We start from the raw sequence: 12,341 nt of genomic DNA, 5'->3' as shown, positions 1-12,341 counted from the left end.
GATGAAATTGAAAATATTATTAAGAATAGGTATCTTTTTATTATTTTCGTTTTTAATAATTTTTGATTATTTCCCTAATATCGTTTTTAATGCCATACCTAAGACGACACTGACAATTGGAATTATCTCATTAGCATTTATCTATATTGTCATTAATCGGGGTAATGCAAAAGAAAGTGAAAGTTCATTAATTTTAGAAGCGGTTTTTATTTTTTATACTTTAGTGCTTATAGGAGTATTAACTTTAATGGGGGGGGAATCTATTGTAGGAATCTCCTTAAAAACTCCTATCTTATGGATCGTTTTAGTATTGACATTAGTTGATATGACATTAAGGTATAGGAAAATAAATGCTTAGAAAAAGCTATACTTAAGAAATTGTGGCAATTCGGGGCAATAAAAAAAACAGCCAAAATACTGCCATTTTACATTAATGTTATCTCAGACGCAAAAGTTTTAGGAACAATAGAGGAACATCTTTCACCATGTCTCATAGCTCGGCTTAGAGATCTTTTTTTGCAATTGTACTTTAACAAGGGAGAATATATCTTTATCGTCCAACAATTCAGTAGTCAATGTCACATCTTCATGTTGTAGTGAAAGTTTAACCTCTAGTAACTCCTTCATTAAAATATCTTTAGATTTATCATTTCTATCCATTGTAAGCCACCTTGATGTCTGGTTATCTTTTTATTATAACGTCATTTTTGTTCTAGTCCCATGGCGGAATCTATACGAAATAAAACGTAGAAAACTAGTCTAGGAACTGATAGATAAAAATTAGTCCAAGAGCCCAAGAAAAGAAACGGGTTGATTTAATAAATATATTCTAAACCATTCGGTTCTTTTTGAGTCCCGAGTAAATTCAACAGTTTATCTAGTTCCTGGCTTTTATGTAATGTTTTTGGGGCGGTAAACCCATATATCAATCCAGTGGTTATTAATTCTTTCCTCAATATCTCAATTTTTTCATTTAATGCTTTCATACTCTCCAATGCAGGATCCCTCAAGTACTTTCATTTTTTATTATGAAACCATTATTACATAAATTAGGATGTTTTTAAATAAAAAGTGAGTGATTACTCATAAAATATTGGAGCATTCGTTAGTTTGATTCCGGACCTTGCTTTTATTCTACTAATTCGCAGACTTCATTAGACTTACTTAAACAGATTATAAGTTTATTAAAGAATTTTCATTGTAAAAATAACCCATGGCAGTTATTTGTAATGATTAAATAAATGATTCATGAAGAAAAAATAGGCCGAAAGACTGTCGTTATACGGAAAATTTTGTAGGGCTATGTAAATGTATGAGTGAATCAAATTTTTTTAAATGCTGAAAGAGATCCATAAGTCCTGCATGAAAATACCTAATTGGAAATTTGTTGATTTACATTTATTCATATACCTTTAAAAGGGCCATACTATACTTGAACCAGATTCAAATAATAGGAGGGAAAGATCAATGAATAATGAAAGAGCAATGGATGATTTAATTAAGAATTGGAGCGAATTAGGTAAGAATATGGACCGCCGAAATTTTATCCAGGGAGCAAGTAAGCTTGCCGGACTTTCATTAGGTCTTGCCCTTGCCCAATCAATGGGCGGGATTGAAGTGAATGCTGCCCCGAAATTCAGTGATTATCCATTTACTCTTGGAGTAGCTTCAGGTGATCCGCTCTCGGACAGTGTAGTTTTATGGACAAGGTTGGCACCTGATCCGTTGAATGGCGGAGGAATGCCAAAAGAAGCCATTTCCGTTAAATGGGAAGTGGCAAAGGATGAGAATTTCAGAAAGATTGTCCAGCAAGGCAAGGAAATAGCCAGGCCGGAACTTGGCCACTCCGTTCATGTGGAAGTAAGCGGGTTAAAACCTGATAAGGTCTATTTTTACCGTTTTAAAAGCGGAGGGGAAGTAAGTCAGACTGGGAAAACGAAAACACTTCCGCCAATAGGTTCAAGTGTATCTAGCTTGTCATTCGCGTTTGTTTCATGCCAGCAATTTGAGCATGGTTATTATACGGCCTATAAACATCTGGCAAAAGAAGATCTGGATATGGTCTTTCACCTTGGTGATTACATATATGAATATGGCCCAAATGAATATGTTTCTTCTTCAGGTAATGTCCGTGTACATAGTGGTCCGGAAATCATCACGCTTGAGGATTATCGAAATAGGTACGCACAATACCGCTCAGATACCCATTTAAAAGCGGCACACGCAGCTTTCCCATGGGTCGTGACTTGGGATGATCATGAAGTTGAAAACAATTATGCAAATGTCATTCCGGAAAAAGGACAATCGGTAGAAGCATTCATCAAGAGAAGGGCCGCCGCCTATCAAGCTTACTATGAGCATATGCCCCTTCGTAAATCATCTTTGCCTAAGGGAGCGGATATGCGGTTATACCGAAATTTCACATATGGCGATCTGGCCTCTTTCTTTGTATTGGATTCCCGTCAATACCGGGATGATCAGGCAAACGGCGATGGAAGTTCCCCGCAAACGCCTGAGTCACTTGATCCGAAACGGACATTGCTAGGTCCAGAGCAGGAACAGTGGCTAACTGACAACCTATCAAAATCAAATACGAAGTGGAACGTTCTGCCTCAGCAGATTTTCTTTGCACAAAGGAATTATGGAACACCAACCGCTCCCAAATTCAGCATGGATTCCTGGGATGGCTACCCGGCTGCACGCGATCGTTTAATTGATGTAATCAAAGGAAACAACCTGGAAAATCTGGTCGTGTTGACGGGTGATGTACATGCAAGCTGGGCAGCCAACCTAAAGGCGGATTTCGATGATCCAAATTCAAAGATATTCGGTGTGGAGTTTGTCGGAACTTCCATCACATCTGGTGGAAATGGAGCGGATAAGCGTGCTGATACGGATAAAATACTAAGTCAGAATCCACATATAAAGTTTTTTAATGATTACCGGGGATATGTCCGTTGCAAAGTAACCCCAGAACAATGGAAGGCTGACTACCGTGTAGTCCCATTCGTGACAGAGCCAGGTGCGGACATATCAACAAGAGCATCCTTTGTTTTTGATAAGGATCAAACAGGACTGCGAAAGGTTGCATCAGCAGCGGTTATGGATGGTGTCCAAAAAACGAACGAAGTCGAGGAAGATCGGACACGTGCCCATAATCGCGCACATGAAAAGCAAAGAATGAAAAAGCAGGGGAAAGTGACTAATTGATAGGGAACCATAATAATGCTTGACAAGAATATAGCAAAGAAAAATTAGAAGATCAGAGGAGTGAATAAGAATGCTTTCAAATATTGGAATACCCGGTTTGGTGATTGTCCTCGTGATTGCACTGATTATTTTTGGACCGTCCAAGCTGCCGGAAATCGGCCGTGCCTTTGGCCGTACATTGTCCGAATTCAAAAGTGCAACAAAAGGTTTGGTGAATGATTCAGATAAAGAGGAAGAAAACGAGAATAAAGCCGCATTAAGAGCTGTAAAAAAAGAAGGATGAAGTAAATGAAATATAGCGGGCGGAAAGACTCGCCTGCTTCTTTTCATGAAAAGAGTTCGAGGGGAAGTGCTATTTGCAATCGTGCAAGAAAATATCTAAAAAGGAGGAGTGAAGGTGGAAAGTAAGGATTTACACGTTATTGAACATATGGAGGAACTCCGAAGCAGAATCATTAAAACGCTGATAGGTTTTCTGGCTTTTTTCATAGTGAGTTTCATATTCGTACAGGATATTTATGAACTGCTCATTAAGGATTTGGATGGAAAGCTTGCTGTGCTCGGACCAAGTGAGATCCTATGGGTATACATGATTATCGCTGCGGTTTGTGCAATAGCTGCAACGATTCCGCTAGCAGCCTATCAATTATGGCGTTTTGTGGCTCCAGCGCTGAAACCGGAAGAGAGAAGAGTTACATTTCGGTTCATACCCGGGCTCTTCATTCTATTCATCACAGGTATCTCATTTGGATATTTTGTGTTGTTTCCAATAGTGCTGGGTTTCCTCACTTCCCTATCGGCCGGGCAGTTCGAGATGATGTTCACAGCGGAAAAGTATTTTCGGTTCATGATTAATTTGATCTTACCTTTCGGGGTTTTATTCGAGATGCCGCTTGTGGTCATGTTCCTGACCAGATTAGGCATCATCAATCCAACAGTGTTGAAAAAGTCTCGTAAGATTTCTTATTTCATCCTGGTTGTCATCTCGGTCCTGATTACGCCTCCAGATATAATTTCGGACATTTTGGTCATCGTCCCTTTGCTTGTGCTTTATGAAGTAAGTGTTCAGCTGTCCAATATGGTTTATCGAAAAAGGCTAATGAAAGATGAGGCAGCCTTACCTGTTACATGAAATGGCTAATCCACAACCTAAGAAACATTTCTTGGGAAATAGTCATTGAACACTAAAAAGTTGAGGGGGCATATCCCTCAACTTTTTTATTGCGGAATAATAATTGATGGGACTAATTAGGAGGGAACATACATTTTTCTGCATACGTAAACAGTTTTCTTAGCAGGTTTTTTGATGTCGGACTAATTCTACTGAAAGGAGCATAAAAAATGACCTTCTCCTTATACAACCCTTTGGACATTTAAATTATTTATTTGTATGTACTCAGGATACTTAAAGGCTTGTACAAAAAAATAGTGAAAATGAGCATCTTCCATTTTTAAGGGGGATGTTTTATTTTCTTTATAAGAAGGAGAGAGGATTCTGGTTAGCGAATTATTGTAATCTTGAACCCCCAAATGCATACTTCGTAAAATCATTCAAAAATATCGAAAAGGAAAAGCTTCGAATAAATTGTTGTAAGAGGTGAATGTGTATCTTATGGTTCAAGTATAAATATATATTTAGGGGGGAAAAAGCATTATCAAAATATCGAACGGGATGGTGAGAAGTTTATGAAGGATATAGTGAAAATTATCGCAGGAAACATTTCCATGACCTTTGCCTATGCTTATTTAATCGTTCCCAATGAAATTATCAATGGCGGGGTAACTAGCTCGGCATTATTATTGAATGCATTATCGGGTTATAACATTGCCTTGCTAGCCAATTTCGTTACAGGTTTACTGTTAATCATCTGTTTAGTTTTTCTAGGGAAAGAGTACTTTTTTAAGTCGATCGTAAGTTCGCTAAGCTATATGGCTTTTTTTAATTTTTTTTATTCATGGAAGATTAATTTCGATATGAATATCGCGTTAGTGATTATCATTTCGTCGATTTTGATAGCGATAGGATATTATTTATGTATAACAGCAAATGCCTCCACTGTTGGCTTTGACGTGATCGCCTTAATTTTACATCATAAAAATGAAAAAATAGATATTGCAGCGACAATCAGGATTATCAATCTTATCGTACTGATATTGGGCCTTCTTGTTTACGGTTATACATCGATCGTTAAGGGAATTGCATTTACATTGCTTTTTTCATACCTTCTAAAGATAATGCTGGATAGAAAACAGAAGGCCGTAAAGTCAGCAGTGGAAAGTGTGTTGAATGAAACCTCCAAGGTGAAAGAAGTAAAATGAAAATATTGCCGACTAACTGGAGACCGTTTATTGTATTTAAAATTTCCGTTTTGTTATCTAAATATTCTGATTTTTAAATTGACTTTAAAAAAATCAGAGTGTATTATACACATAGTAAGTGGTCCTAACATCATGACGTAGTGATGTTATATCCGCTTCGAATGTCAAAATAGCCTTAAGGAAGGGGGAATAATGATATAGAATCTTAAGTTCATAGCGTCATCTCCTGTGTTGTTTTTAAAATGCCATGTTTCCAAGTTCCCACTATCTTTGTGAAAGTGTAAAGGACAGGCAGTTAAAAAAGCCTTGTTATTACATGCAAGTAGCGATTATGTTAGTTGATTCCCCAAAATATTGAAAGTTGGTGGAGGGTATGAAACATCAACAGGAAGAACTGAAACCAGGACTGAAACAAAGACATTTAACGATGATATCCTTAAGTGGTGTCATAGGCGCTGGTTTATTCGTAGGAAGCGGTATCATTATTGGTCAAACGGGCCCCGGGGCGATATTATCATATGTTTTGGCAGGCTTGATCGTTGTTCTAGTCATGAGGATGCTTGGGGAAATGGCCACAGTGAATCCCAATACTGGATCTTTTGCCGTTTATGCAAGAGAGGGGATTGGTGAATGGGCCGGTTTTACAACAGGTTGGTTATATTGGTTCTTTTGGGTGATCGTCATTGCTTTGGAAGCAACAGCGGGGGCTGCAATCATACACAGCTGGCTTCCTTCCGTTCCCGTCTGGGTCATAAGTCTATCTTTGATTATCTTATTGAAACTGACGAATATTTTTTCCGTAAAATCGTTTGGTGAGTTCGAATACTGGTTTTCAATCATTAAAATAATCAGTATCATCCTATTTTTGTGCCTGGGTGTGGCAGTGATATTAGGGTTAATCCCAACGATAAAACCACCTGGTGCTACCAATCTTCTGAATTTTGGCGGTTTTATCCCGAACGGGTTAAGTTCTGTACTAGTTGGCGTCGCGATTGTATTTCATGCATTTGTTGGAGTGGAGATTCCAGCGATTGCTGCGGGTGAGACGAGTGATCCGGTTAAGTCGGTTAGAAGTGCATTGAATAGTGTGGTATGGCGAATCCTGATTTTTTATATTGGTTCCATCGCTATTCTAGTGACGCTATTACCTTGGAATTCGGCTTCTTTGCTGAAAAGCCCATTTGTTGCCGTACTTGAAATGATGGGAATCCCTTCTGCTGCCCTGATCATGAATATAGTGATTCTCATTGCACTGCTTTCCTGTTTGAATTCGGGGTTATATACGAGTTCACGCATGTTATTTTCACTTGCACAAAAGGGTGATGCTCCAAAGTTATTTTCAAAAGTGAGCAAGAACGGTGTCCCTATATTGGCTGTAGTCGGCTCTACATTATTTGCCTTTATCAGCACCATTTTCAGTTATGTCTCACCTGATAAAATCTTTTTCTTTTTAGTGAATTCCTCGGGTGGAGTCGGAATTCTGGTTTATCTGGCCATTGCGGTTTCCCATCTCCGATTAAGGAAGAGAATGGAGAAAGAAAATCCCGGGATTTTCAAGATCAAAATGTGGTTATTCCCTTATTTGACTTATGTAACCATATTTTCCATGATTTCAGTGTTGATATTAATGGCCTTTATTGATTCGCAACGCCCACAATTTATCTTTACCATGCTATTTAGCTTGATCGTTATCTGTTCATTCTTTTTCCTTCGGAGAAAAAAGGCGAAGTATATGGAGAAAGAATTAAATATTGTTCCTGGTTCCCCTAATTCTGAAAAATTATAGCTTTTGCTCTATACCATTTTAAGGAAATGCTTCGTTTACTTCTATGGAACTCCTCAGACAAAATTCTTCACTAAACAGCTAGAATATGATTCCCATAGAAAAAGAGAGTTGTGCCAACAGGTGCTTGGCGCCATCTGTCTTTTAAATCATGAAGGAGGGATTATGTTGAATGGTTTCCGTGTAATGACTAGTGGGGTTATCCTTGGAGCCATGTTGCTGTCAGGCTGCAGCAATTCAAGTGAACCGGACGAGGCTCAACAAGAAAATAGTCCAGTCATGAATGAAAATCCGGATGCAAATACGAGTGAAACCCAGTTTATTAAAAAAGGTGTCGGCGATGTGATTCGATCCATAAAAGAATTGGATTCAGAAATAAGTATGGAGGCGGAATCAGAGAAAATTCAAGAATTGGGTAAAGAGGTCAGTACTACTTGGGATTCAATAGAAAAGCAAGTGGAAGATGAATACCCCGATTGGTATGAACGGATTGAGAAAAACCTTTATCCATTAATTGGGGAGTCAGGGAATGCGGATAAGGACCTTGAAAAAATGAAACGTCTCTCTGAGGCGACTAAAGAAGATTTACAGTTATTTTTGGAAAAAGTGAAATGAATTCTCTTTATACCCAGGTCATCACCAGTGGGGTATATACGGGTTTAGCCAGTTTGGTGATTTTAAAGGAGGTAAGGATAAGGAGGGGAGCATAGATTGGAAAATGCAAAAGAATGTAAAGAGGTTCAGGCAGTGATCTTTGATTGGGCAGGTACGACGGTGGATTATGGATGTTTTGCGCCGGTCCAAGCATTTGTCGAGATATTCAGGATAAGGGGAATAGAAATTACGATTAAGGAAGCAAGGGAACCTATGGGTTTATTGAAAATGGATCATATAATGGAACTCCTGAAAATGAAACGAATCTCCAATCTATGGATTGCTAAATTCGGGAAAGAACCGGACGAAAGGGATCTAAAATCATTATATAAGGACTTTGAGGCTTTGCTTTTTATGGTTCTCAAGGAGAACGCCAAGCCAATACCAGGCGTAATTGAATTAGTCAGCCGTTTAAGGCAGCAGGGAATAAAAATCGGTTCGACAACAGGGTATACTCGTGAAATGATAGATGTTGTTAAACAAGAGGCGGAAAAATGGGGCTATCAACCAGATTCCATTGTTACGTCTAACGAGGTGCCGACAGGGAGGCCTGCCCCTTGGATGTGCTTTAAGACGGCGATGAATCTCGAAGTGTATCCACTCAGCAAAATCGTTAAAGTCGGCGATACGATCAGTGACATCAAAGAAGGCATTTCTGCGGGAATGCGGACTGTTGCCGTATTGAAAGGCGGCAGTGAAATCGGCCTTTCAGAAGCGGAAATCAACGAAATGGACCCATATGAACGGCAAAAACGGATGAAGCATGCAGAAAATCGTTTTTGGAATGCAGGTGCCGATTTCGTAATTGATGAAATAGGTGATTTATTGGAGATCATCGATAGAATAAACTACAGATTGACAGAAAAAAAGGATATTTTTATTCGTTAAATAAGATTCAAATACAGTGTTTAGTGACTATGATGGTAAGATTATTTAATTAAATTCAAAATATTCAATTTATTTATTGACTGTCACACCCGATGGTAGTATTATACATCTTATAACTGGTACGGACGTCGCAACGTCATTATCAGAAATAATATAATTAAGGAGAATGTGCTATGGTCGAAACAAAAATATTAAGAGGTACGAAAGTTAAAATGACACCAAGTGAAGCCATCGTTGAGACATTAGTGGCCGAGGGAGTTAAACATATCTCGGGAATTCTGGGATCTGCTTTCATGGATATGCTTGATTTATTGCCAACTGCAGGCATCCGTTTCATTGGGGTCCGCCATGAACAAAGTGCAGCACATATGGAAGATGCCTATTGTCGTGTCTCTGGGGTTGCAGGAGTTGTCATCGGGCAAAACGGACCTGGAATGACGAATATGGTCACCTCTGTTGCAGCGGCCAATCAAGCTCATACTCCAATGGTGGTCATATCACCTTCAGCTGGTACACCAACGGTTGGATGGGATGGATTCCAAGAATGTGATCAGGTTTCCATCTTCAAGGCCATCACGAAAGAAACGGTTAGAGTGACACACCCAGGCCGGGTCGCTGATTGCCTCAGGACAGCATTTCGGATTGCCTATGCCGAAAGGGGACCGGTTTTATTCGATATCCCCCGTGATTACTTCTATGGTGAAGTGGAAGATCAAATACTTCAACCACATCAATATCGCGTAGATGAACGGGGCTGCGGATCTTCTGCATCTTTGGATAGAGCGGCAGGAATTTTAGCTGAGGCTGAGTATCCTGTCATCATTTCCGGTAGGGGAACGGTCGATTCAGATGGCATCGAGGAAATTAAGAATATTGCAGAATATTTAACAGCACCGGTGGCTGTCTCCTATATGCATAATGATGCCTTTCCTGCAGATCATCCATTATCAGTCGGTCCGATCGGTTACATGGGTTCAAAGGCTGCCATGAATACACTAAAGAAAGCAGACGTCATATTGGCGGTCGGTACAAGGTTATCGGTTTTTGGAACGTTACCATGCTATGACATTGATTATTTCCCTAAAGATGCACAAATCATCCAAATAGATATTAATCCAAGGCAAATAGCGAGGACACACCCTGTGGAAGTTGGGATCATCGGAGATGCCCGTGAAGCGAGCCATGAAATCTTGAAACGGTTGAAGGCTAGTAAACCTAACCTGAAACAAGAAAAAAAGCGGATGGTCGAAGTAACGAATGAAAAACAAAAATGGGAAGAAGAATTGGTGAAACTTGCGATGGTCGATGGAACACCGATCAATCCACGTCGGGCACTTCTGGAATTAACTAAAGTTTTGCCTGAAAATGCCATCGTTACTACAGATATCGGTAATGTATCGTCAACTGCAAACGCTTACTTAAAATTCAATCAAAGCCGCAGGCATATCGCTGCGCTTACATTCGGGAACACGGGATTTGCTTACCCATCTGCACTAGGTGCCAAGTTAGCTGAACCGAATACACCTGTTTTAGCCATTGTTGGAGATGGCGCGTGGGGCATGAGCTTACATGAAGTGAGTACGGCCGTTGAAGAAAACATACCGGTCATAGCATGTGTGTTCAATAATAATGCATGGTGTGCAGAGAAAAAGAATCAGGTTGATTTCTATAATAATCGTTTTGTAGGGGCGGATATCCAAAATCCTGATTTCGCAGAAGTTGCCCGATCAATGGGTGCTGTTGGTATCAGAGTCGAAAAAGCTGACGAGTTAGGGGCTGTTATTGAAGAAGCAATAAAATCAAATAAAGCGACCGTCATTGATATACAAGTCGATGGAACACAATTGGCTCCGCCATTCAGAAAAGATGCATTAAAAATGCCTACTAGATTATTAGAAAAATATTCTCATTTAGATCATAAAAACTGGGATAAATAATGGTATGGAAATAGAGTGATAGGACAGGTGCGATGACTTGAATTTTGGGTCATTGCACCATCACCCACTCGCTCTATGAAGGTCTGTAACAGCATGGGAACTTAACTTAATTGCATTCGATGAATAATAAGGGGGGGTCAAAAGTGAAGATGGAAACTGAAACGAAAGACCTTGTTCAAATGGATAAAGACCATTTATGGCATGCGATGCATCGCTATAATGAAAAGGATGCTCCCATGATGGCTACAGAAGGATCAGGCTCATGGTTCACGGATACTAAAGGTGATAAATATCTAGATGGGGTTTCCGGTTTATGGTGCTTGAACCTGGGTCACGGGCGAAAAGAGATTGCCCAGGCAGCCTATGAACAAATGATTAACTTATCTTATTTCCCTTTGACGTTAAGTCATAAGCCGGCAATCGAATTATCTGCAAAAATAAGTGAACATTTAAAGGGCTCCTATACAACGTTTTTTACGAACAGCGGCTCTGAGGCGAATGAGGCAGCTTTTAAAATAGCCAGGCAATATCATTCCCAAAATGGCAATCAGGGTAAATACAAATTCATCTCTAGGTACAGAGCTTATCATGGCAATACTTTTGGCGCGCTAAGCGCAACTGCACAGGCAAATCGGAGAGTGAAATATGATCCTGCGGTTCCAGGTTTCCTCCATGTGCCACCGCCGTACAGTTATCGGAGTCCGTTTGGGGAAAACGTTGAAAATTCCGATTTGCTTGCAGCTGAATATATCGATCAGGTCATTAACTTTGAAGGGGCTGAAACGGTAGCTGGTGTTATTCTTGAACCATTCATCTCTGGTGGCGGGGTCCTTATTCCTTCCAAAGAATACTTAACAAGGGTTTCGGAAATCTGTAAGAAGCATGATGTTCTTTTAATTGTGGATGAAGTGGTTTCAGGTTTTGGAAGAACCGGAAAAATGTTTGGGTTCATGCATTCCGATGGAGTTCAGCCGGATATTGTTACAATGGCAAAGGGTTTGACCAGCGGTTATCTTCCCCTTGGAGCAACGGCGGTGAATTCCAGGATTTACGAGAAATTCAAAGAGAACGGAAATTTAAATCATTTCAGGCATGTGTCAACATATGGAGGCCACCCTGCATCTTGCGCAGTTGCGCTAAAGAACATTGAAATCTTGGAAAATGAAAAAATCGTTCAACGTGTATCTGAGCTTAGTGAATCGACACTATGTGAGCTCTTTGAACTGACAGCCCTGGATAGAGTAGGGGAAGTTCGGGGAGTTGGGTTTTTATATGGCATTGAATTAGTGGAAGATAAAAAGACAAAAACGCCTGTTTCCGATGCGTTCATGGGTAAAATAATCGGGGCCTGCAAGGAAAAGGGTCTTATCATCGGCCGTAATGGTGATACAGTTCCTGGATATGGAAATGTATTGATCATTGCACCGCCTTTATCTTCGACCGTTGAAGATTTACGCTTTGTCATCGAAACGGTTAAATCCGTTTTATATGAATTATGCTAATAAAAATAGATGATTGAGCTTTAGTGACTATATATAGACGAAAAGTGA

12 protein-coding genes are annotated in these 12,341 nt (G+C 39.7%); 10 read left to right on the top strand and 2 right to left on the bottom strand.

Annotation, left to right across the window (positions count from 1 at the left end):
- The first annotated feature begins 1 nt into the window (after position 1).
- The gene (locus ACFVS1_RS10975; protein ID WP_387547245.1) at positions 2 to 358 is read left to right on the top strand and encodes a hypothetical protein; all 357 of its coding nucleotides are present in this window, start codon (positions 2 to 4) and stop codon (positions 356 to 358) included.
- Between the two features lie 122 nt (positions 359 to 480).
- Here ACFVS1_RS10975 and ACFVS1_RS10970 read toward each other — a convergent pair whose 3' ends face one another.
- Positions 481 to 660, bottom strand: a complete 180-nt coding sequence (locus ACFVS1_RS10970) for a hypothetical protein (protein WP_352924573.1) — start codon at positions 658 to 660, stop codon at positions 481 to 483.
- A gap of 155 nt (positions 661 to 815) precedes the next feature.
- Positions 816 to 986 carry a Spo0E family sporulation regulatory protein-aspartic acid phosphatase gene (locus ACFVS1_RS10965; protein ID WP_352924895.1) on the bottom strand — a complete coding sequence of 57 codons (171 nt, stop codon included), beginning with the start codon at positions 984 to 986 and terminating at the stop codon, positions 816 to 818.
- Positions 987 to 1,467: 481 nt separating this feature from the next.
- Between ACFVS1_RS10965 and ACFVS1_RS10960 the strand changes: the two genes are divergently transcribed.
- The 9 genes from ACFVS1_RS10960 (at position 1,468) to ACFVS1_RS10920 (ending at position 12,293) form a co-directional block, all read left to right on the top strand.
- On the top strand, positions 1,468 to 3,210 hold the full coding sequence (locus ACFVS1_RS10960) for an alkaline phosphatase D family protein (protein ID WP_387547242.1): 1,743 nt from the start codon (positions 1,468 to 1,470) through the stop codon (positions 3,208 to 3,210).
- Between the two features lie 70 nt (positions 3,211 to 3,280).
- On the top strand, positions 3,281 to 3,493 hold the full coding sequence (locus tag ACFVS1_RS10955; RefSeq protein WP_098371765.1) for a twin-arginine translocase TatA/TatE family subunit: 213 nt from the start codon (positions 3,281 to 3,283) through the stop codon (positions 3,491 to 3,493).
- Between the two features lie 147 nt (positions 3,494 to 3,640).
- A complete protein-coding gene (tatC, locus tag ACFVS1_RS10950) occupies positions 3,641 to 4,342 on the top strand; it encodes a twin-arginine translocase subunit TatC (protein ID WP_387549296.1) in 702 nt (233 codons plus the stop codon).
- A 554-nt stretch (positions 4,343 to 4,896) separates the two neighbouring features.
- Positions 4,897 to 5,529 (top strand): YitT family protein, encoded by a 633-nt coding sequence (locus ACFVS1_RS10945; protein ID WP_352924578.1) that lies wholly within the window; start codon positions 4,897 to 4,899, stop codon positions 5,527 to 5,529.
- Between the two features lie 373 nt (positions 5,530 to 5,902).
- A complete protein-coding gene (locus ACFVS1_RS10940) occupies positions 5,903 to 7,315 on the top strand; it encodes an amino acid permease (protein WP_352924580.1) in 1,413 nt (470 codons plus the stop codon).
- Positions 7,316 to 7,477: 162 nt separating this feature from the next.
- Positions 7,478 to 7,927 (top strand): hypothetical protein, encoded by a 450-nt coding sequence (locus ACFVS1_RS10935; RefSeq protein ID WP_387547239.1) that lies wholly within the window; start codon positions 7,478 to 7,480, stop codon positions 7,925 to 7,927.
- 96 nt (positions 7,928 to 8,023) lie between these two features.
- The gene (gene phnX, locus ACFVS1_RS10930) at positions 8,024 to 8,854 is read left to right on the top strand and encodes a phosphonoacetaldehyde hydrolase (RefSeq protein ID WP_387547236.1); all 831 of its coding nucleotides are present in this window, start codon (positions 8,024 to 8,026) and stop codon (positions 8,852 to 8,854) included.
- A 173-nt stretch (positions 8,855 to 9,027) separates the two neighbouring features.
- On the top strand, positions 9,028 to 10,791 hold the full coding sequence (gene xsc, locus ACFVS1_RS10925) for a sulfoacetaldehyde acetyltransferase (protein ID WP_387547233.1): 1,764 nt from the start codon (positions 9,028 to 9,030) through the stop codon (positions 10,789 to 10,791).
- 149 nt (positions 10,792 to 10,940) lie between these two features.
- Positions 10,941 to 12,293, top strand: coding sequence for an aminotransferase (locus ACFVS1_RS10920; protein ID WP_387549294.1), 1,353 nt, complete (start codon positions 10,941 to 10,943; stop codon positions 12,291 to 12,293).
- The last annotated feature ends 48 nt before the right edge of the window (positions 12,294 to 12,341 follow it).

It is taken from the genome of Peribacillus sp. NPDC058075, from assembly GCF_042885195.1.
Lineage (GTDB): Bacteria > Bacillota > Bacilli > Bacillales > DSM-1321 > Peribacillus.
The sequence above is the reverse complement of the archived record's forward strand: the minus strand, read 5'-3'. Positions and strand labels throughout refer to the sequence as shown.